Origin of the sequence: Streptomyces sp. NRRL S-31 (assembly GCF_000718775.1) — a bacterium.
Lineage (GTDB): Bacteria > Actinomycetota > Actinomycetes > Streptomycetales > Streptomycetaceae > Streptomyces.
On the sequence record NZ_JOCB01000015.1, the window covers coordinates 1 to 21,450 of the forward strand.

General features: G+C 71.5%; 15 protein-coding genes and 1 pseudogene. 9 read left to right on the top strand and 7 right to left on the bottom strand.

The annotated features are described in order from the left end of the window. Positions 1-198 precede the first annotated feature (198 nt). The 3 genes from IF37_RS45590 to IF37_RS0108665 all read right to left on the bottom strand — a co-directional run bounded on the left by IF37_RS45590 (position 199) and on the right by IF37_RS0108665 (position 2,470). Entirely contained in the window at positions 199-351 is a 153-nt protein-coding gene (locus IF37_RS45590) for a hypothetical protein (RefSeq protein WP_253915698.1), read from the bottom strand. A gap of 225 nt (positions 352-576) precedes the next feature. Beyond that, positions 577-1,449 (bottom strand): hypothetical protein, encoded by an 873-nt coding sequence (locus IF37_RS0108660; protein WP_030738756.1) that lies wholly within the window; start codon positions 1,447-1,449, stop codon positions 577-579. A gap of 274 nt (positions 1,450-1,723) precedes the next feature. Then, positions 1,724-2,470, bottom strand: coding sequence for a GntR family transcriptional regulator (locus IF37_RS0108665; protein WP_030738759.1), 747 nt, complete (start codon positions 2,468-2,470; stop codon positions 1,724-1,726). Positions 2,471-3,654: 1,184 nt separating this feature from the next. Here IF37_RS0108665 and IF37_RS0108680 point away from each other — a divergent pair. Both IF37_RS0108680 and IF37_RS0108685 read left to right on the top strand, forming a co-directional pair. Then, positions 3,655-5,910 (top strand): ATP-dependent RecD-like DNA helicase, encoded by a 2,256-nt coding sequence (locus IF37_RS0108680; RefSeq protein WP_030738767.1) that lies wholly within the window; start codon positions 3,655-3,657, stop codon positions 5,908-5,910. A gap of 197 nt (positions 5,911-6,107) precedes the next feature. Beyond that, on the top strand, positions 6,108-7,397 hold the full coding sequence (locus tag IF37_RS0108685) for a citrate synthase (protein ID WP_030738769.1): 1,290 nt from the start codon (positions 6,108-6,110) through the stop codon (positions 7,395-7,397). A 611-nt stretch (positions 7,398-8,008) separates the two neighbouring features. On the opposite strand, the gene IF37_RS0108690 is transcribed toward IF37_RS0108685, so the two are convergent. After that, a complete protein-coding gene (locus IF37_RS0108690) occupies positions 8,009-10,306 on the bottom strand; it encodes a cation-translocating P-type ATPase (protein WP_030738771.1) in 2,298 nt (765 codons plus the stop codon). 274 nt (positions 10,307-10,580) lie between these two features. After that, a pseudogene (locus tag IF37_RS39150) lies at positions 10,581-10,730 on the bottom strand (heavy-metal-associated domain-containing protein); the annotation flags it as partial. A 197-nt stretch (positions 10,731-10,927) separates the two neighbouring features. Between IF37_RS39150 and IF37_RS0108700 the strand changes: the two are divergent. Further along, on the top strand, positions 10,928-11,971 hold the full coding sequence (locus tag IF37_RS0108700) for a zinc-dependent alcohol dehydrogenase family protein (RefSeq protein WP_030738773.1): 1,044 nt from the start codon (positions 10,928-10,930) through the stop codon (positions 11,969-11,971). 59 nt (positions 11,972-12,030) lie between these two features. On the opposite strand, the gene IF37_RS0108705 is transcribed toward IF37_RS0108700, so the two are convergent. Beyond that, complete coding sequence (locus tag IF37_RS0108705; RefSeq protein ID WP_030738775.1) at positions 12,031-12,231, bottom strand: AlpA family transcriptional regulator; 201 nt, start codon at positions 12,229-12,231, stop codon at positions 12,031-12,033. A gap of 343 nt (positions 12,232-12,574) precedes the next feature. Here IF37_RS0108705 and iolC point away from each other — a divergent pair, with 343 nt between their 5' ends. The 5 genes from iolC to mmsA all read left to right on the top strand — a co-directional run bounded on the left by iolC (position 12,575) and on the right by mmsA (position 18,697). Further along, positions 12,575-13,525, top strand: a complete 951-nt coding sequence (gene iolC / locus IF37_RS0108710; RefSeq protein WP_030738777.1) for a 5-dehydro-2-deoxygluconokinase — start codon at positions 12,575-12,577, stop codon at positions 13,523-13,525. Positions 13,526-13,590: 65 nt separating this feature from the next. Continuing rightward, complete coding sequence (locus IF37_RS0108715; protein WP_030738778.1) at positions 13,591-14,469, top strand: hypothetical protein; 879 nt, start codon at positions 13,591-13,593, stop codon at positions 14,467-14,469. Positions 14,470-14,476: 7 nt separating this feature from the next. Further along, positions 14,477-15,301 carry a 5-deoxy-glucuronate isomerase gene (iolB, locus tag IF37_RS0108720; protein ID WP_030738780.1) on the top strand — a complete coding sequence of 275 codons (825 nt, stop codon included), beginning with the start codon at positions 14,477-14,479 and terminating at the stop codon, positions 15,299-15,301. Then, positions 15,298-17,178, top strand: a complete 1,881-nt coding sequence (iolD, locus tag IF37_RS0108725; RefSeq protein WP_030738782.1) for a 3D-(3,5/4)-trihydroxycyclohexane-1,2-dione acylhydrolase (decyclizing) — start codon at positions 15,298-15,300, stop codon at positions 17,176-17,178. Before iolB ends, iolD begins: the two co-directional genes overlap by 4 nt. Before the next feature lie 16 nt (positions 17,179-17,194). Then, positions 17,195-18,697, top strand: a complete 1,503-nt coding sequence (gene mmsA, locus IF37_RS0108730; protein WP_030738783.1) for a CoA-acylating methylmalonate-semialdehyde dehydrogenase — start codon at positions 17,195-17,197, stop codon at positions 18,695-18,697. Between the two features lie 55 nt (positions 18,698-18,752). Here mmsA and IF37_RS0108735 read toward each other — a convergent pair whose 3' ends face one another. After that, positions 18,753-19,583 carry a hypothetical protein gene (locus IF37_RS0108735; protein ID WP_030738785.1) on the bottom strand — a complete coding sequence of 277 codons (831 nt, stop codon included), beginning with the start codon at positions 19,581-19,583 and terminating at the stop codon, positions 18,753-18,755. 429 nt (positions 19,584-20,012) lie between these two features. Here IF37_RS0108735 and IF37_RS0108740 point away from each other — a divergent pair, with 429 nt between their 5' ends. Next, on the top strand, positions 20,013-21,404 hold the full coding sequence (locus IF37_RS0108740; RefSeq protein ID WP_030738787.1) for an APC family permease: 1,392 nt from the start codon (positions 20,013-20,015) through the stop codon (positions 21,402-21,404). The last annotated feature ends 46 nt before the right edge of the window (positions 21,405-21,450 follow it).

Sequence of the window (21,450 nt, forward strand, 5' to 3'; positions counted from 1 at the left end):
GTGGCGGGTGGCGGGGTGAGGGCGCCGGGGCCCCGGCGGCTTCCGGCGAGGCGGGTGGCCGGGGCTCGTGTCGGTCCGCCTCGCGGCGCGGGCCGACTCCGCCCTCACGCTCAAGCGCTGAGGCCACCTTGGGAGCAGGAGCCCGGCCTGGCCGGCACCATCCGCCGGGCAGGCCGTCAGCGGCTCCGCGTCAGCTGCTCACTTCGCGGCGAACAGTTCCGCCGCGTCGGTGGCGTGGACGGCTCGCTGGGTCCAGACCTTCAGCTGGTCGAGGTCGGTGCAGGTGTTCACGCGTTCTCGGACGGTGTCGGGGACGGGGATGCTCCGCCACTCCAGCATCTCGACGATCATCTGCCGGAGACCTTCGACACGGCCCTCCTGTCGACCTTGTTCGCGTCCTGCGGCGCGTCCTGCGGCGCGTCCTGCGGCGCGTCCTGCGGCGCGTCCTTCCGCGCGTACCTGCTCGGCGAGAGGGTGTCGCCAGAAGTACTGAATGCCCGTCATGGGGTCCCTTCGCATCCGCTTCGCCTGGGGGCCGGCCGGGTGTGGGCCGACGTGCCGTGCGAAGGTCGTGGTTCACTCCGCGGCGAACAGTTCCGCCGCGTCGGTGGCGTGGACGGCACGCTGGGCCCAAACCTCCAGTTGGTCGAGGTCGGTGCAGGCGTTCACGCGTTCTCGGACGGTGTCGGGGACGGGGATGTCGCGCCATTCGAGGATTTGGATGATCATCTCGGCCTTGCCCTCGGCTCGGCCTTCTGCCCGTACCTGTTCGGCCAGTGGGTGTCGCCAGAAGTACTGGATCGCCGTCATCAGGTCCCTCCACATCTGCTTCGCCTGGGGGTCGGCCAGGCATGAGTCGACGAACTGCACGAAGACCGCGGCGCTGTCGGGGTCGATGGTCCGCAGGGCGGCTGCCAGGGATTCCAGTATGGCGGGGGCCTGGGGGCCACGCCCGTGTGTCATGGCCGACAGCACCGCGAGGGGTACGTCCCGTTCGGCCTGCCGCTCGTCCGCGATCACCGGCACGTTGTCCGGGCCCAGCACCAGCGGACGCACGGTCAGGGAGTCCCAGCCGGGGAAGCCGAGCCTGATGGGCCGTGAGGCCCACTTCGCCGTGGCGCTGCTCTGGGTGATGACGATGAGCACAGGCTCGCAACGGTACTTCTCGTACAAGTACGACAGGTAGTAGGGCCAGCTTCCCCGTTTACGGTCGTCCGCCTTCCCCTGCGACTCGACCACGAGGAGGTACGTCCCCTCCTCCGTCTCCGCCCGCAGCAGTGTGTCCACCCGACGCTCGACCGGCTCGATCTCCGTCAGGTCCACGTTCAGTGCCGCGATCTCCTTCGGTTCGGGGAACGGGATGTGCAGCACCCGCTGTAACGCCCGCGTCAGCAGCGCCGGGTCCTTCTGGAAGATCCGGTGCAGCGCTTCGTGCGACGAGCCGACCATCAGCTCTCCTTTCGTACGACGTGATCAACGAGCTGGGCCGCCGGAAGTTCGCACCACACGTACTTGCCCTGGTCCCCGAACCGGGCCGACGGCTGCCAGCCCCAGTGCTGCGCGCCTTCGGGAAACGTAGTCAGCGCAGATCAGGGCGTGTATGTCAGATTGCTGTCTCGTCCACCTGCCTGGTGACGGCCGAGTGCCGAAGGCCCGTGGGGCGGGCATGCGTTACGACGGCCCCCCACCATGGGAGATGGAAGGCCGCACGTCGTCATCTGAGTCAGGAAGCGTTCGGGGCGGCCTCGACGCTGTACTCGTAACCGACGGTCAGCCGGTAGGGCAGGCACCATTCCCCATACTCGATCACGCCCTCGTCGTCCCACAGCCGGTGGGCGCCGGCCAGGATGGGAGAGCCGACACGCAGGCCGAGGTAGTTCGCCTCCCGCGCGTCGGCGTCGCGGCCGTGAATGTCATCGCGCCCTGCCACCACTCGCCTGCCGGTGGCACGCTGGATCTTCAACAGCAGTCCGGGGGACGATGCTCGCGACGTGGACAGCAACTCCGGGACAGCCGCGGCGAAGTGGGCCGGATACCAGGTCACGAACAGGCCGGTGCGTTGCTGCCCCTTGCCGGTGTGCCACTGGCGGCGTACGACCTGAGCGCCGTCCTCCAGGTCGAAGATCTCGGTAACGTACTGAGGCGGCTTGATCAGCTCCGCATTCGTGACGATCATCGTCTCGCCCTCGGCGAGCACGGACCCGGTGCGCAGGACTCGGGTGATGCGGTCGTAGCCGGAGGGGGCGACCTCGGGGGCATTGGCGACGAAGGTTCCCCGCCGTGACGTGGTGATGTAGCCCTCGACTTGGAGCTGGTCCAGGGAGCGGCCGAGGGTAGCGACGGATACGCCCTCTCGCTTGGCCAGTTCCCTCACCGGCGGGAGCTTCTCGCCTTCCTTCAGTGCGCCGTCAAGGATGCGGCGGCGGATGCGTTCCGCGACCTGCATGTAGGGGTGATGGGTGTCCGGCATGGCGTCTCCTGTGGGCTGTCCTAGAGCACTGTCGACTGTACTAGGACACAGGTAATCCGTACGGGGGAGACTGCGCGATCCCCCTGGCGCCACTGTCCTAGGACACGCTACGTTCTGACCTAGGACACACACGCCAAACCCCCGCGACGGGCAAGGTCCGGGGGCGTGGCTGACGCTGACTAGGAGCGCCAACATGCACGACCTTATCCGCTGTGTCGCCGCTTGGCTTCGGCGGTTGTTCGTCCCCGGCACGGGCAAGCGGCGAGCGGGTTCCCGCCAGCCTCCGGCGAGCCCCGTACGGCGGTCGGACCCGCCCCGTCCGGCTGCCGCACAACCTCCCGTCGCCCGGTCGCCGTACGGGCTTCACGAACACCTCGACGGCGAAGCGGCAGCTATGGTCCGCCCTTACGTCATCGCGATGGAACAAGAACGCGCACACCGCCGCCGACGCCGTATCGCGCTCGTTCTGGCAACGGACTTCGGTATCGACCTCGACCAGCTCGTGACCGGCTCTGAGGCGATGGCCTGATGACCCCGACCACCATGGATGCCGGGCTGTCGGCGGAATGCACGCTGGCGCGGCGGCAGGGGTACCAGGACCTGCACCGAGAGTGCCGCCAGATCAGGGACGTGCCCTTGCCCCACAGCGCGGGTCTGCTGCTGGTACGTCGCTGCCTGTGCACCTGTCACAGGCCTGTTGCGGGGGGCGAGCGGTGAACGTCGGAATCCCGCCTGAGCCGGGCAAGCCTCACCGCTTGACGCTGGTCGTCTACCAAGTCGGGCCGGGCGGCGAACGGGTCGGCGCGACCTCCCAGAGCAGCTTCACCCGCTACCCGGACCCGGAACGGCTTACGGTCCCGATCGACTGGCCTTCGTGCCGCTGTCCCCGTTGCCGGACCGGGAACGGCCCGCGCAGCCGGTAGCCGCCCCACAGCCGGCCACCCGCCCCGCCCGTGCGTTCCCCCTGTGACGCGTCGGGCGGGGCTTTTGCTGTGGTCCCTGTCCCGTCCTGAGCTGGGGTGATGGTGCACTGTCGGCCCCAGCCGCATCCCATACCGGATAGGCCACGGTACGGATCGGTCGGGACCACCGTCAGGTGGTTGCCGCTCGTCGTCCCGCGAGGGCAGCCGCACCGGGCCCCACGCCCCGCTCCCGCTGTCACACCCCACCGGTACCGTCGGATCATGGACCGACAGGCGGGGAACCCCACGGGTGAGCGGCGTCTCGCCGTACTCGAGGGCGTGCTGGAGCGCATCACGTACGCCAACGAGGAGAACGGCTACACGGTCGCCCGGGTCGACACCGGCAGGGGCGCCGGGGATCTGCTCACGGTCGTCGGCGCGCTGCTCGGTGCCCAGGTGGGGGAGTCCCTGCGGATGGAGGGCCGCTGGGGGTCGCACGCGCAGTACGGCAAGCAGTTCCACGTCGAGAACTACACGACCGTGCTGCCGGCCACCGTCCAGGGCATCCGCCGCTATCTGGGGTCGGGGCTGGTCAAGGGGATCGGGCCGGTCTTCGCCGACCGCATCACCCAGCACTTCGGGGTGGACACGCTCCGGGTCATCGAGGAGGAGCCCGGGCGGCTGATCGAGGTGCCGGGGCTCGGGCCGAAGCGGACGAAGAAGATAGCCGAAGCCTGGGAGGAGCAGAAGGCCATCAAGGAGGTCATGCTCTTCCTCCAGACCGTCGAGGTGTCGACCTCGATCGCCGTGCGGATCTACAAGAAGTACGGGGACGCGTCGATCGCGGTGGTGAAGGAGGAGCCGTACCGGCTCGCCGCCGACGTCTGGGGCATCGGCTTCCTCACCGCCGACAAGATCGCCCAGTCGGTCGGCATCCCGCACGACAGCCCCGCGCGGGTGAAGGCCGGTCTCCAGTACGCGCTGTCGCAATCCGCCGACCAGGGGAACTGCTTCCTGCCGGAGGAGCGGCTGATCGCCGACGCGGTCAAACTCCTCCAGGTCGACATCGGGCTCGTCATCGAGTGCCTCGCCGAGCTGTCCGAGCCCCCGGAGGAGGGGGCCGATCCGGGCGTCGTACGGGAGAAGGTGCCGGGACCCGAGGGTGACGCGGAGCCCGTCAGCGCGGTCTACCTGGTGCCCTTCCACCGAGCCGAACTGTCCCTCTCCGCCCAGTTGCTGCGGCTGCTGCGGGCCGGGGAGGACCGGATGCCCGGGTTCCGGGACGTGGACTGGGGCAAGGCGCTCGGCTGGCTGAGGACGCGCACCGGCGCCGACCTCGCGCCCGAGCAGGAGGCCGCCGTCCGGCTCGCGCTGACCGAGAAGGTGGCCGTGCTGACCGGCGGACCCGGCTGCGGCAAGTCGTTCACCGTCCGCTCGATCGTGGAACTGGCCCGGGCCCGGCGCGCCAAGGTGCTGCTGGCCGCCCCGACCGGCCGCGCGGCCAAGCGGCTGTCCGAGCTGACCGGAGCCGAGGCGTCCACCGTGCACCGGCTGCTGGAGCTGAAGCCCGGCGGTGACGCGGCCTACGACCGTGACCGACCGCTCGACGCCGACCTGGTGGTCGTGGACGAGGCGTCCATGCTGGACCTGCTGCTCGCCAACAAACTGGTGAAGGCCGTGCCCCCCGGGGCCCACCTGCTCTTCGTCGGCGACGTGGACCAGTTGCCCAGCGTCGGTGCCGGGGAGGTGCTGCGCGACCTGCTCGCCGACGGCGGCCCCGTCCCGGCCGTCCGGCTCACCCGGGTCTTCCGGCAGGCCCAGCAGTCCGGTGTGGTCACCAACGCGCACCGGATCAACGCGGGGCGGCACCCGCTCACCGACGGGCTGAAGGACTTCTTCCTCTTCGTCGAGGACGACACCGAGGAGGCCGGCCGGCTCACCGTCGACGTGGCCGCGCGGCGCATCCCGGCCAAGTTCGGACTGGACCCGCGCCGGGACGTGCAGGTGCTCGCCCCGATGCACCGCGGGCCGGCCGGCGCGGGCACGCTCAACGGGCTGCTCCAGCAGGCCATCACGCCCGGCCGGCCGGATCTGCCGGAGAAGCGGTTCGGCGGCCGGGTGTTCCGCGTCGGCGACAAGGTCACCCAGATCCGTAACAATTACGAGAAAGGGGAGAACGGTGTCTTCAACGGCACCGTGGGCGTCGTCACCTCGCTCGATCCGGTCGACCAGCGTCTGACGGTGCTGACGGACGAGGACGAGGAGGTCCCGTACGAATTCGACGAACTGGACGAACTGGCCCACGCCTACGCGGTGACCATCCACCGCTCGCAGGGAAGCGAGTACCCGGCGGTGGTGATTCCCGTCACCACGGGAGCGTGGATGATGCTCCAGCGGAACCTGCTGTACACGGCGGTCACCCGGGCCCGGAGGCTGGTCGTCCTCGTCGGTTCACGCAGGGCGATCGGGCAGGCGGTGCGCACGGTGTCGGCCGGACGCCGTTGCACGGCCCTCGACTTCAGGCTCGGCAGGAAATGATCGATCAAACGAGTCGGGAAGGTCACACAGCACTACCGGATGTCCCTCCGAGGGGGCAGGATGAGCAGGTTGGCGGCACTGAGTGCCGCCGATAGGCCCAATGGTCGACCCCGAGTGCACTCTCCTGAGCCAAATGGGGGATGGTAGAGACAGTCAGGGCACCTCGAAGATGAGGCACTACGTCGGTGAGGGAAGACGTGAGCGACAACTCTGTAGTACTGCGGTACGGCGACGGCGAGTACACCTACCCGGTGGTCGACAGCACCGTCGGCGACAAGGGCTTCGACATCGGGAAGCTCCGCGGCCAGACCGGTCTGGTGACCCTGGACAGCGGGTACGGCAACACCGCCGCCTATAAATCCGCGATCACCTACCTCGACGGCGAGTCGGGCATCCTGCGCTACCGCGGCTACCCCATCGAGCAGCTGGCCGAGCGCTCCACCTTCCTTGAGGTGGCGTACCTGCTGATCAACGGCGAGCTGCCCACCGTCGACCAGCTGACGACGTTCAAGAACGACATCACGCGGCACACGCTGCTGCACGAGGACGTCAAGAACTTCTACAGGGGCTTCCCGCGCGACGCGCACCCGATGGCGATGCTGTCCTCGGTCGTCTCGGCGCTGTCCACCTTCTACCAGGACAGCCACAACCCGTTCGACGAGAAGCAGCGCGACCTCTCGACGATCCGGCTGCTCGCCAAGCTCCCGACGATCGCCGCGTACGCGTACAAGAAGTCGATCGGCCACCCGTTCGTCTACCCGCGCAACGACCTCGGCTACGTCGAGAACTTCCTGCGCATGACCTTCTCGGTGCCGGCGGACGACTACGACCTGGACCCGGTCGTGGTGGCGGCGCTGGACAAGCTGCTCATCCTGCACGCCGACCACGAGCAGAACTGTTCGACCTCCACGGTCCGCCTGGTCGGTTCCTCGCAGGCCAACATGTTCGCGTCGATCTCGGCCGGCATCAACGCGCTGTGGGGCCCGCTGCACGGCGGCGCCAACCAGTCGGTGCTGGAGATGCTGGAGGGCATCCGCGACTCCGGCTCCGACGTCGACACCTTCATCCGCAAGGTGAAGAACAAGGAGGACGGCGTCCGCCTGATGGGCTTCGGCCACCGGGTCTACAAGAACTTCGACCCGCGCGCCAAGATCATCAAGGCCGCCGCGCACGACGTGCTGTCCGCGCTGGGCAAGGAGGACGAGCTCCTCGACATCGCCCTCAAGCTGGAGGAGCACGCCCTCTCGGACGACTACTTCGTCGAGCGCAAGCTCTACCCGAACGTCGACTTCTACACCGGTCTGATCTACCGGGCCATGGGCTTCCCGACCGAGATGTTCACGGTCCTGTTCGCCCTCGGCCGGCTGCCGGGCTGGATCGCCCAGTGGACCGAGATGATCAAGGAGCCGGGTTCCCGCATCGGCCGCCCGCGCCAGATCTACACGGGCGTGGTCGAGCGCGACTTCGTGCCGGTCGAGGAGCGCTGAACCGTCGAGTGACAGGGTCCGCCCGCCGGGCGGGCCCTGGAGCGAGGTGACCCGGACCGCGCGAGAGCGCGGTCCGGGCCGCGCAAAAGTAGAAGGCGCCCTGTGACGCCGGTCCCCCCACGGGCCGGCGACCAGGGCGCCTTCCCATGTCCCGGTGCGGATTCCCCCCACGGGATCCGGCCGGGCGCTCGGAGAGGACAGCGCCTGAATCGCTGTCTGAGCACGACGGGACCAACCCGCCGTACTCCGGTGACGCGGTGCGATCTGCCGGGACAGCGCACGCAGGGAGGGCCGCTCAAAGCTTCCCGGTGTACGTGCCCCGGCAACGCATCTCTGAGGAAGTCCCCCAAGACATCCCCAGATGCCAGTCGACGCCCCCCAAGACGCCGTACTGACATCGCCAAACTTAGACCTTCGAACCCCTTCGATGGTTACGTTCGCGTCACTGTGATTCGCGTCTCTTGCATATGTCCTTTTAATGCGCAAGAGCCCCGATATGGCAATCAGGGCCCTTGCGTAAGGAAGAAGCGCGAGCCTTGTGAAGAGCTTATGTGAGGCTCGCGCCGGACTCCAGGGGGACCGGGAGATCGGTCCGGACAATAACCGCCGGTTCAGCGGAAGGTACGCAACCGCAGACTGTTCGTGACCACGAAGACCGAGGAGAAGGCCATCGCCGCCCCGGCGATCATCGGGTTGAGCAGCCCGGCGGCGGCCAGCGGCAGCGCGGCGACGTTGTAGCCGAAGGCCCACACCAGGTTCCCCTTGATGGTGGCCAGCGTCCGGCGGGACAGCCGGATCGCGTCGACGGCCACCCGCAGGTCCCCGCGCACCAGGGTCAGGTCGCCCGCCTCGATCGCCGCGTCCGTGCCGGTGCCCATCGCCAGGCCCAGGTCGGCGGTGGCGAGCGCGGCGGCGTCGTTCACGCCGTCGCCGACCATCGCCACGGCCCGCCCCTCCCGCTGGAGCCGCCGTACGACATCCACCTTGTCCTCGGGCAGCACCTCCGCGTACACGTTCCCGGCGTCGATGCCGACGGCCTCCGCGACCGCCTCGGCGACCGTGCGGTTGTCCCCGGTGAGCAGGACCGGCGTCAGTCCCAGCCGGCGCAGCTCGCCGATCGCCTCGGCACTCGTGCCCTTCACCGCGTCGGCGACGGCGAGCACCCCGCGGGCCCGCCCGTCCCAGCCGGCCACGACGGCCGTACGGCCCTGCCGCTCGGCCTCACGGGTCGCGCGGGCCAGCTCCTCGGGCAGCTCGTCGTAGAGGCGCCCCACGGCCACCTCACGGCCGTCCACGCGCCCGCGCACGCCCCGCCCGGGCACGTTCTCGAAGTGCTCGACCGTCGGCAGCGTTCCGGCGCGCTCCTCGGCGCCGGCGGCGATCGCGCGGGCCACCGGGTGCTCCGAGGCGTGCTCCAGGGCGCCCGCGAGCCGCAGCAGCTCCTTCTCGTCCTCGCCGTCGGCGGAGTACACGGCCTGGAGGCTCATCCGGCCGGTGGTGACGGTGCCGGTCTTGTCCAGGACCACCGTGTCCACCCGGCGGGTGGACTCCAGTACCTCGGGGCCCTTGATGAGGATGCCGAGCTGGGCACCGCGCCCGGTGCCGACCATGAGGGCGGTCGGGGTCGCGAGGCCCAGCGCGCAGGGGCAGGCGATGATCAGCACGGCGACGGCCGCCGTGAACGCGGCGGCGGTGTCCCCGGTGACGCCCAGCCAGACGCCGAAGGTGCCGAGCGCGATCAGGATGACCACGGGCACGAAGACCGCGGAGACCCGGTCGGCGAGCCGCTGCACCTCGGCCTTGCCGTTCTGCGCGTCCTCGACCAGCTTCGCCATCCGGGCGAGCTGGGTGTCCCCGCCGACCCGGGTGGCCTCCACGACCAGCCGGCCGCCCGCGTTGACCGTGGCGCCGGTGACGCGGTCGCCGGGGCCGACGTCCACCGGCACCGACTCGCCGGTCAGCATGGAGGCGTCCACCGCGGAGACGCCCTCCGCCACCGTGCCGTCGGTGGCGATCTTCTCGCCGGGCCGTACGACGAACCGGTCGCCGACCGCCAGGGAGGACACCGGCACGCGCACCTCACGGCCGCCCCGCAGAACCGCCACGTCCTTGGCGCCCAGCTCCATCAGGGCGCGCAGGGCGGCCCCGGCGCGCCGCTTGGAGCGGGCCTCCAGATAGCGGCCGAGCAGGATCAGCGCGACGACCCCGGCGGCGACCTCCAGGTAGATGGTGGAGGCGCCGTCCATCCGGGCCGTGAGGCGGAACTCGTCGTGCATGCCGGCCAGCCCCGCGTCACCGAGGAACAGCGCCCACAGCGACCAGCCGAACGCGGCCAGCGTGCCCACCGAGACGAGGGTGTCCATGGTGGCGGCGCCGTGCCGGAGGTTGGTCCAGGCGGCCCGGTGGAAGGGGGCCCCGCCCCAGACGACGACGGGCGCGGCCAGGGTGAGCGAGAGCCACTGCCAGTTGTCGAACTGGAGCGCGGGGATCATCGCGAGCAGGACGACGGGGGCGGCGAGCAGCACGGAGACGAGCAGGCGGTGCCGGAGGGCGCCGAGTTCGGCGTCCCGCTCCGGGGGCGGGGCCGAGGACGCCGAGGACTCGGACTCGGGGGCGGGCCGTGGCGGCTCGGGCTCCTCGGCGGTGTAGCCCATCTTCTCCACGGTGGCGATCAGGTCGGCGACCCGGATGCCGTCGGGGACGGTGACCTTGGCCTTCTCGGTGGCGTAGTTGACGGTGGCGCTCACGCCCTCCATCCGGTTGAGCTTCTTCTCCACCCGGGCGGCGCAGGAGGCGCAGGTCATCCCGCCGATGAGCAGCTCGACCCGGTCGGTGCCGGCGGTCGTGGTCGCCGTTTCGGGCGTTCCGGCCTTCGTGCCGGTCGCCGGCTTGGCGGTGGTGCTGGTCATGTCCGGACTCCAGACATCGGACCGGGCCGTACGGATCCAGTATCAGCTGGTCGGCACGGCCCGGTCGGGGTAAAGGGGAGAGTCTTTCCTCGGACGGCCGTGCTAGGTCCTGCCGTCAAGCTCCCGCCGTCCGCCCGGAGGGCGGGCCTCGCGGCGTCAGGTGCGTGCTCTCGGCGTGCCGGGCCCCGTCCCTCGTACTGGACGTACTTGGGTCGGGGCCCGGTGCGGCGAGTGGGGGCACCTCCCACGCCCTTAAGGCAGTGGGGGAGCGTGCGACGGTGACCTCACCGGTCGACGCGACGGCCTTCACCGAGCTGACGCCCGGGAGCTGGGAGATCTCGCCGGAGACGGAGCCCTCGCAGTGGCCGCAGCTCATGCCGGTGACCTGGTAGACGGTGGTGACGGAGCCGGTCTGGGCGGTCATGTTCGTTACTCCTCGTCGAGGCGTGTGGGGCCGGCGGGGTACACGGAGGAGTACCCCGTACCTCCGACTCTATACCCCTAGGGGGTATTTTCCAAGGCGGACCCGCCCGCCCGGCGGTGCGCCGCGGCACGTCCGGCCCCGGCCCCCGGGAGCCCGGTCTCGTCTAGCCTGCGCGCAGGTTCCCGGAAGGAGTGCGCATGCGCGCCGTGGTGTTCGAGGAGTACGGCAGGCCGGCCGAGGTGCGGGAGGTGCCCGAGCCGGAGCCCGCGGAGCACGGGGTGGTCGTGCGGGTGGCGGCGACCGGCCTGTGCCGCAGCGACTGGCACGGCTGGCAGGGGCACGACCCGGACATCACGCTGCCGCATGTGCCGGGGCACGAACTCGCCGGGGTGGTCGAGGCGGTGGGCGGCCGGGTGACCCGGTGGCGGCCCGGCGACCGGGTCACGGTGCCGTTCGTCTGCGCCTGCGGCGGCTGTCCGTCCTGTGCGGCGGGCGACCAGCAGGTGTGCGAACGCCAGACCCAGCCCGGCTTCTCCCACTGGGGCTCCTTCGCCGAGTACGTCGCGCTCGGCCACGCCGACGTCAACCTGGTCGCGCTGCCGGACGGCATGCCGTACGCCACCGCCGCCGCCCTCGGCTGCCGCTTCGCCACCGCCTTCCGGGCCGTCGTCCAGCAGGGCCGGGTGGCGGCCGGGGACTGGGTCGCGGTGCACGGCTGCGGCGGGGTCGGTCTGTCGGCGGTGATGATCGCGGCGGCCTCGGGCGCCCGGGTCGTCGCCGTCGACGTGTCCCCGGAGGCGCTCGCGCTCGCGGAGCGGTTCGGCGCGGTCCACACGGTGGACGCCGCCCGGGAACCCGACACCGCGGCGGCCGTCCTCGCCCTGACGCAGGGCGGCGCCCACCTCTCGCTGGACGCCCTCGGGTCGCCCGCCACCTGTGCCGCCTCGGTCGGCTCCCTGCGCCGCCGCGGCCGGCACGTCCAGGTCGGCCTGCTGCCCTCGGCCGACGGCACCACCCCGGTGCCGCTGGCCCGCGCGATCGCCCTGGAACTGGAACTCCTCGGCAGCCATGGCATGGCCGCGCACGCCTACCCCGGCATGCTCGGGCTGGTCCGCTCCGGCGTTCTGCGCCCCGATCTGCTGGTGACCCGGACCATCTCCCTCGACGCGGCCCCGGCGGCGCTCGCCGCGATGGACACGGCGCCGGGCGCGGGGGTCACGGTCATCGACCCCTGGAGCTGACCCGGCCGGCCCCGCCCCCCGTCGCCGCGTCGTACGCCGTACCGCTTCCGCCGTGCCGGTCAGCCGTTCCCGCGGCCCCGGTTGCCGGGGCGTGCGGCGACCCAGGCGCGGACCGTGTCGGCGTACCAGTACGGCTTGCCGCCCTCGACGTGGTCGGGCGGGGGCAGCAGTCCGTGCTTGCGGTAGGACCGTACGGTGTCCGGCTGCACGCTGATGTGCGCCGCGATCTCCTTGTAGGACCAGAGCCTTCGGTCGGTCATGTGCCGCACCTCCCCGCGCGCGCCGCGGCGGCGGCCGGTACGGCCGCCGGGGGGACCGGGCGCTGCGCTGGCGATCATCAAGCCTGTGCCCGGTGAACGACGCAGAGTGACCGGCGGTGGGCGGCTGTCGACCGGGTGTGACCCAAGGGCCGCGTACGCGCGACATGTGTGACGGAAGGACGGTATTTGTGACACGACTGCCACACAGGGCACCCATGCGGCGAGGGGTACCGGGCGGTAGGCGGGGCCGACGTCTACGCTGGTCCGAATGTCCGGACAAAACATTGACAGGGTGGGCGTGCGGGGCTAGAAAGCCGGGGAGAGGGATGACGAAGGGAAGCCGATGGCCTACGACCTGATCACCATGGGGCGTATCGGAGTGGACCTCTACCCGCTCCAGAGCGGTCTCCCGCTCGCCCGGGTGTCGTCCTTCGGCAAGTTCCTCGGCGGGTCGGCGGCCAACGTGGCGGTCGCCGCGGCCCGGCTCGGCCGGCGCACCGCCGTGATCACCCGCACCGGCGACGACCCGTTCGGCACCTACCTCCACGAGGCCCTGCGCGGCTTCGGCGTCGACGACCGCTGGGTCACCCCCGTCCCCGGACTGCCGACCCCGGTCACCTTCTGCGAGGTCTTCCCGCCGGACGACTTCCCGCTCTACTTCTACCGGCAGCCCAAGGCGCCCGACCTGGAGATCCACACCCACGAGCTGGACCTGGACGCCCTGCGCGCGGCCGGCATCCTCTGGGTCACCGGCACCGGCCTCAGCGAGGAACCGAGCCGCACGGCCACCCTCGCCGCCCTCGCCCACCGGGCCCGGGCGGGCATCACCGTCTTCGACCTGGACTGGCGTCCCATGTTCTGGCGCGACCCCGGCCAGGCCCGCCCCCACTACGCCGAGGCCCTGCGCCACGCCACCGTCGCCGTCGGCAACCTGGACGAGGTCGAGGTCGCCACCGGTGTGCGCGAGCCGCACGCCGCCGCCCGCGCCCTGCTGGACGCCGGAGCCGAACTGGCCGTCGTCAAACAGGGACCCAAGGGCGTCCTCGCCGTCAGCCGGAGCGGGGAGTGCGCCGAGGTCCCGCCGCTGCCCGTCACCGTCCTCAACGGACTCGGCGCCGGCGACGCCTTCGGCGGCTCCCTCTGCCACGGCCTGCTGGCCGGCCGGGACCTGGAGACGGTCATGCGGCACGCCAATGCGGCCGGCGCCATCGTCGCCTCCCGGCTGGAGTGCTCCTCCGCGATGCCGACCCCCGACGAGGTGGCCGCCGTGCTCGACGCCGGAGCGGTGCGGTGAGGGCCGGCCGGGTCGCGGGCACCCACACCGGCGGCGGGGACGCCGCCCGGCGCCACCCGGTCGACGTGGCCGAACTGGTCCGCATCCGCACCCGCCACCCCGAGGCGATCGCCGAGGCCGCCGCCCGCCGGGCCCGCAGGCCCCTGCTGGACGACGACGGCCGGCTGATGATCGTCGCCGCCGACCACCCGGCCCGCGGCGCGCTCGGCGTCGGCGACCGCGGGCTCGCCATGGCCAACCGGGCCGACCTGCTGAGACGCCTCTGCCTGGCGCTCGGCCGGCCCGGTGTCGACGGCGTCCTCGCCACCGCCGACATCCTGGACGACCTGCTCCTCCTCGGCGCCCTGGACCACAAGGTCGTGATGGGCTCGATGAACCGCGGCGGGCTGCACGGAGCCAGCTTCGAGCTGGATGACCGGTTCACCGGCCACCGCCCCGAGGACATCGAACGGCTCGGCTTCGACGCGGGCAAACTGCTGCTGCGCGTCGACTACGCCGACCCCGGCTCCCTCACCACCCTGGAGTCCGCCGCCCGCGCCGTCGACGCCATGGCCGCGCGCCGGCTGCCGGTGTTCGTGGAGCCGTTCATCAGCCGCCGCGGCCCCGGCGGGCGAGTGGTGAACGACCTGTCCGCCGAGGCGGTCACCCGGTCCATCGCCATCGCCTCCGGCCTCGGCGGCAGCTCGGCCTACACCTGGCTCAAGCTGCCGGTCACCGAGGACCCCGACGACATGGCCCGGGTGCTGGAGACCTCCACGCTGCCCACCGTGCTGCTCGGCGGGGACGTCGGCGACCCGTCCGGACCGCGCGGCACCGCCCACGAGAAGTGGCGCGCCGCGCTCCGCCTGCCCACCGTGCGCGGCCTGGTGGCCGGCCGCTCGCTGCTGTACCCGGCGGACGGCGATGTGGCCGCCGCCGTCGACACCGCCGTAGGACTGCTGTGAGGGGCGCATGACCGGTACCGACCTGCACCTGCCGAAGGGCGCGGCCGCGAACGCCTGGTACGCCGTCGACATCGGCCCCGAGCGGGCCGGATGGGCGCACAGCAGCCTGCGCGTCGCGGAGCTGGCACCCGGCGGTACGCATACGTTCACCACCGGGGACAGCGAGTGGATCGTGCTTCCGCTGGAAGGCGGATGTACCGTACAAATTGAGCACGACGAGTTCCAACTCCTGGGCCGGGAAAGCGTGTTCGCGGACGTCTCCGACTTCGCGTACGCCCCCCGGGGCGCCCGGGTCCAGATCGCCTCCGGCGCGGGAGGCCGCTTCGCCCTGGCAGGAGCGAAGTGCGAGCGACGACTCCCCGCCCGCTACGGCCCCGCGCCGGAGGTCCCCGTCGAGGAGCGCGGCAGCGGCGGCTGCGCCCGCCGGGTGCGCAACTTCGCCGCCGCGGACGCCTTCGCCTGCGACCGGCTGATCGCCGTGGAGGTGATCACCCCGGGCGGCAACTGGTCGTCGTACCCGCCGCACAAGCACGACGAGTACCGGCCGGGCGAGGAGTCCGTACTGGAGGAGATCTACTACTTCGAGATCGACGGCCCGAACGGTCTCGGCTACCAGCGCGTGTCCCCCTCGCGCCCCGGCGGCTCCGACGTCCTCGCCGAGGTGCGCTCCGGCGACACGGTCCTGGTCCCCGACGGCTGGCACGGCCCGTCCATCGCCCAGCCCGGACACGACATGTACTACCTGAACGTCATGGCGGGTCCGGGCGGGACACGGGAGTGGCGCATCCGCTTCCACCCCGACCACGCGCGGACCACCGGGGGGTACCGATGACGACGACCCGGCTGACCGTCGCCCAGGCGCTCGTCCGCTTCCTCGCCGCCCAGCACACCGAGCGGGACGGCACGCGCCGCCGGCTGATCGGCGCCACCTGGGGCATCCTCGGGCACGGCAACGTCGCCGGGATCGGCCAGGCGCTCGTCGAGTACGCCGACGCCATGCCGTACCACCAGGGCCGCAACGAACAGGCCATGGTGCACGCGGCCGTCGGCTACGCCCGCCAGTCGAACCGGCTGTCCACCCACGCGGTGACGACCTCGATCGGCCCGGGCGCGACCAACCTGGTCACGGGCGCCGCCCTCGCCACGATCAACCACCTCCCGGTCCTGCTGCTGCCCGGCGACGTCTTCGCCACCCGCCCCGCCGACCCGGTCCTCCAGCAATTGGAGGTGCCGTACGCCGGCGACGTCTCGGTCAACGACACCCTGCGCCCGGTGTCGAGGTACTTCGACCGCGTCACCCGGCCGGAGGCGCTGATCCCGGCCGCGCTCCAGGCGATGCGGGTCCTGACCGACCCGGTGGAGACCGGCGCGGTCACCCTCGCCCTGCCGCAGGACGTCCAGGCGGAGGCGTACGACTGGCCGGAGGAGTTCTTCGCCGAGCGCGTGTGGACGGTACGGCGGCCGGGCGCGGACCCGACCGAGCTGGCGGAGGCGGTCCGGGCGATCCGTCAGGCGCGGCGGCCCCTGGTCGTCGCCGGCGGCGGAGTGCGGCACAGCCGCGCAGAGGAGGCCCTCGCCGAGTTCGCGACGGCCACCCGCATCCCGGTCGCCGCCACCCAGGCCGGGAAGGGAGCACTGCGGTACGACCACCCGCAGGACGTCGGCGGGATCGGCCACACCGGCACCGCGACCGCCGACGGACTGGCCCGCACCGCGGACCTGGTGATCGGCGTCGGCACCCGGTACACCGACTTCACCACCGCCTCCGGCACCCTCTTCGAGCACCCGGACGTCCGCTTCCTGAACCTCAACATCGCGCCCTTCGACGGCCACAAGCTGGCCGGACTCCCGCTGGTCGCGGACGCCCGCAGCGGCCTGGGCGAGCTGACCGAGGCCCTGGTGACGCACGGGCACCGGGCGGCCGACGCGTACGTCACCGAGTACACGGCGGGCAAGGAGCGCTGGGAGCGGCGCGTCGACGCCTGCCTCGCGGCCGGTGAGCCCACCGCCCGGCCGACCCAGCCGCAGGTCATCGGCGCCCTGGACGCCCTGGTGGACGAGTCGGACATCATCGTGGGCGCGGCCGGCTCGCTCCCCGGCGACCTGCACAGGCTGTGGCGGGCGCGGTCCCGCGACCAGTACCACCTGGAATACGGCTACTCCTGCATGGGCTACGAGATCCCGGCCGCGCTCGGCGTGAAGCTCGCCGCGCCGGAGCGGAACGTGTGGGCCCTGGTCGGCGACGGCACCTACCTGATGATGCCGACGGAGATCGTGACCGCCGTGCAGGAGGGCGTCGCGATCAAGCTGCTGCTGGTGCAGAACCACGGGTACGCCTCGATCGGCGGCCTGTCGGAGGCGGTGGGCGGCGAGCGGTTCGGCACCGCCTACCGGTTCCCGGCCGGGGCGGGCCGGTACACGGGCGCCCCGCTGCCCGTCGACCTCGCCGCCAACGCGGCCAGCCTCGGCATGCGGGTGCTGCGCGCGCGGACCGTGGGGGAGCTGCGCGCGGCGCTCGCCGAGGCCCGGGACGCCCGGACTCCCACATGTGTCTACGTGGAGACCGAAACGTCCGACACTGTGTCGGGCGCGCCCGAAGCGCACGCCTGGTGGGATGTTCCCGTGGCCGAGACCGCGACCCGACCGTCGGCGGTCAAGGCACGTGAGCTGTACGAACGGCACGTCTCGACCCGACGCCGCCATCTGTGAGAAGGAGTCTCTGGGCATGACGAAGATCGTCAACCACTGGATCGGCGGAAAGACCGTCGAAGGCGCCTCGGGCAACCACGGGCCGGTCACCGACCCGGCGACCGGCGCGGTGACCACGAAGGTCGCGTTCGCGTCGGCCGAGGAGGTGGACGCGGCCGTCGCGGCGGCCAAGGACGCCTTCACCGCCTGGGGCCAGTCCTCGCTCGCCCAGCGCACGGGCATCCTGTTCCGGTTCCGCGCGCTGCTCGACGCCCACCGCGACGAGATCGCCGGGCTGATCACCGCCGAGCACGGCAAGGTGCACTCGGACGCGCTCGGTGAGGTGGCCCGCGGCCTGGAGATCGTGGACCTTGCCTGCGGCATCAGCGTCCAGCTCAAGGGCGAGCTGTCCACGCAGGTCGCCAGCCGGGTCGACGTGGCCTCGATCCGCCAGCCGCTCGGTGTCGTCGCGGGCATCACGCCGTTCAACTTCCCGGCGATGGTCCCGATGTGGATGTTCCCGATCGCCATCGCGTGCGGCAACACCTTCGTGCTGAAGCCGAGCGAGAAGGACCCGTCGGCGTCGGTCCGGATCGCCGAGCTGCTGTCCGAGGCCGGTCTGCCCGACGGCGTGTTCAACGTCGTGCACGGCGACAAGGCGGCCGTCGACCGCCTGCTGGAGCACCCGGACGTCAAGGCCGTCTCCTTCGTGGGCTCGACCCCGATCGCCCGCCACATCCACGCCACCGCCTCCGCCAACGGCAAGCGGGTGCAGGCGCTCGGCGGCGCCAAGAACCACATGCTGGTCCTGCCCGACGCCGACCTGGACGCGGCGGCCGACGCGGCCGTCTCCGCGGCCTACGGCTCCGCCGGCGAGCGCTGCATGGCCATCTCGGCCGTCGTGGCGGTCGGCGCGATCGGCGACACGCTGGTGGAGAAGATCCGCGAGCGCGCCGAGAAGATCAAGATCGGTCCGGGCGACGACCCGGCCTCCGAGATGGGCCCGCTGATCACGGCCGCCCACCGCGACAAGGTGGCCGCGTACGTGTCGGGCGCCGCCGCCGAGGGCGCCGAGGTCGTGCTCGACGGCACCGGCTACACCGTCGAGGGCCACGAGGACGGCCACTGGATCGGCATCTCCCTGCTGGACCGGGTGCCGACCACCGCGAAGGCGTACCAGGACGAGATCTTCGGCCCGGTGCTGTGCGTGCTGCGCGCCGAGACCTACGAGGAGGGCGTGGCGCTCATCAACGCCTCGCCGTTCGGCAACGGCACCGCGATCTTCACCCGGGACGGCGGCGCCGCCCGCCGCTTCCAGCTGGAGGTCGAGGCCGGCATGGTCGGCGTGAACGTGCCGATCCCGGTGCCGGTGGGCTACCACTCCTTCGGCGGCTGGAAGGACTCGCTCTTCGGCGACCACCACGTCTACGGCAACGACGGCACGCACTTCTACACCCGCGGCAAGGTCGTCACCACCCGCTGGCCCGACCCGGCCGACGCCCCGGCCGGTGTGGACCTGGGCTTCCCGCGCAACCACTGAGCCCTGACGCCACGGTGCCCCGCCCTCCGCACGGGAGGACGGGGCACCGTCGCGGTCAGCCCTGCCGCCGCTGCTGGTTCCTGATCACTTCGGTGAGGTCGGCGGTGCGCGACGCGGCCGGCGCCTTGACGGCGACGGACCGGCCGAACCTCTCGAAGTCCATGGTCACCGTCATGGTGCCCATCTTCTGCTTCAGCCGCACCGGGAGGCCGTCGGAGCCGACCCACACGTCCATGGTGATCGAGGTCGCTCCGGTCGCCGCGCTCAGCGGGCTGCCCTCGCCGTACGCGTCCTTGAGCCTGCCCATGTGGTCCTGGTCGACCACGCCGCGGTAGTGCGTGGTGCGGTGCCCGTCCACGGTCTGCGTGCCGAGGTCCGAGACGTCCTTGGCGTGCTTCAGGCCCATCATGGAGGCCGAGGGGCTGCCGTTGTCACCGGCGAGGGCCTGGGCGCCCTTCTTTCCGAACACGGCCGAACCGTCGACCTTGATCCAGTCCTTGCCCTGGTACGGGCCGGAGCGGAAGGGGTCGACGTCGTAGTAGTAGACGCCGTCGACGAACAGGACGTGCGTCTTCCGGGCGTGGTTCACCGCCTGCATACGGGCGGTGTCGGTGTCCATCAGGACGTCGAAGGCGTACCCGTCGCCCCAGGAGTAGGTGCCCTCCATGGCGACCGGGGTGCCGGTGCCGAAGTCGGTCGACATCCGCACCTCGGCCGAGCCCAGCTGCTGCGTCCGGTCCGTGGCCCTGGCCAGCGCGGCCATCGCCGCGTCGGCCTTGCCGACCGCCTTCACGGCCGTCCTGGCGCTCTCCGTGCCGCAGCCGGTGGCGGCCACCAGCGCCGCCGCCGTGACCGCCATCCAGGCGGCGGTGTGCCGCTTCGTCATGTCCCCACCCCAAAAACCCCGTGTCCGTCGTGAGGGGCGCACTCTATCGGCCACCTGTGACATGACCGCGCCCGGAATGCCGGTCCGGATAGCGGACGGCTGACATTTTTTTGAGACGTCGGCTGCGGTTCCCGTGCACTGCGGACGAAACGGGTGACGAAGGGGTTGCCGCAAGGTGACCTTTGAAAGCAAGGTCACACTAGGTCTGGGCTTATTGGATGCAACCACCAAGTGTTACAGCCTGGGAAAGTGATGCGGCCTCCAGTTAAACGGAACTACGGATTCCGAAGGTGAACGGCCATTGACGTGGGGGTTCTCGCCGGGTTCCCTATGCACGCCGGGAGCGGACGAGACGAACGTACGACGATCCGCCGGAGGCGATAGCGCTCCCGACCCCCACCTCAGTCACGAGTCGATCGGAACCGCCGCATGACCGACACGCTCCAGAAGTCCGTGGTCGACACCGCTCCAGCCCCCGCGCAGGGGCTGAAGCGCTCCATCGGTGTCGTGGGCGGCACCCTGCTGACGCTGTCGTGCGTCACGCCCGCCTCCACGCTCTTCGTCGTGGTCCCGGACCTGTTCGGTTCCCTCGGCACCGCCACCGCCCTGACGATCGCCATCGGCTCGCTCCTCTGTATCGCCGTGGCGTTCTGCTACTCCGAGCTGGGCACCCTCATCCCCAGCGCGGGCGGCGAGTACGCCATGGTGTCGACGATGGCCGGACGGCTCGCCGGCTGGCTCGTCTTCGTCCTCTCCCTGCTGGTCGTCATGATCGTGCCACCGGTGATCGCGATGGGCACGGCGGACTACCTCGCCCCGCTCGTCCACCTCGACCCGTCCATGACCGGCGCCGGCGTGATGCTGCTCGCCACCCTCGCCGGCCTGCTCGACCTGCGCGCCAACGCCTGGATCACCGGCATCTTCCTGGTCCTGGAGGTCATCGCCGCCGGGGTCGTCGCCCTGCTGGGCTTCTCGCACAGCCACCGCGGGGCCGGCAGCCTGGTCTCGATGCAGGTGGCCGGCGCCCACGGCCACGCGGACACCGTCACCGCGATGCTGGTGGTCTCCGGACTCGCCATCGCCCTCTTCATCACCCAGGGCTTCTCGACCGCCGTCTACCTCTCCGAGGAACTGGAGGACCCGCGCCGCAACGTCGCCCGCACGGTCCTCGCCACCCTCGCCATCTCCACCGTGGTCATCCTGGTGCCGGTCGCCGCCATCACCATGGGCGCCTCCGACCTCAAGGAGCTGACCGGCGGCGACATCAGCTCCATGGTCACCGCCTGGTCCAACTCCGCGGTCGGCACCTTCGTCAGCCTCTGCGTGGCCCTCGCCATCATCAACGCGGGCATCGTCATGGTCATCCAGAACTCCCGCGTCCTGTTCGCCTCCGCCCGCGACAAGGCCTGGCCCGGCCCGGTCAACACGGTCTTCTCCCGGCTCGGCCGCTTCGGCTCCCCCTGGGTGGCCACCCTCGCGGTCGGCGTCCCCGGCGCCCTGCTCTGCTTCGTCAACCTGGACACCCTCTACGGCGTCACGGGCGTCTCGGTGACCGCCATGTACCTGCTGGTCGCGGTCGCCGCCCTGCTCGCCCGCCGCGGCTCCCACAAGCACACGCCCGCCTGGCGGATGCCGCTGTGGCCCGCGGTGCCGGTCCTGCTCATCGCCGTCCTGGCCTACATCCTGGTCCAGCAGGAGGTCACCTACCTGCTGTGGACCGGCGGCATCACCGCCGTGGCCACCCTCTACTGGGCCCTGTACCTGCGCCCCCGCCGCGACACCCACTGGCTGGTGTCGATCCCGGAGGACGCCCGGGCCTGACCGCCCCCGCCGCGCCCCGCCGTACCACGGACGCGGTACGGCGGGG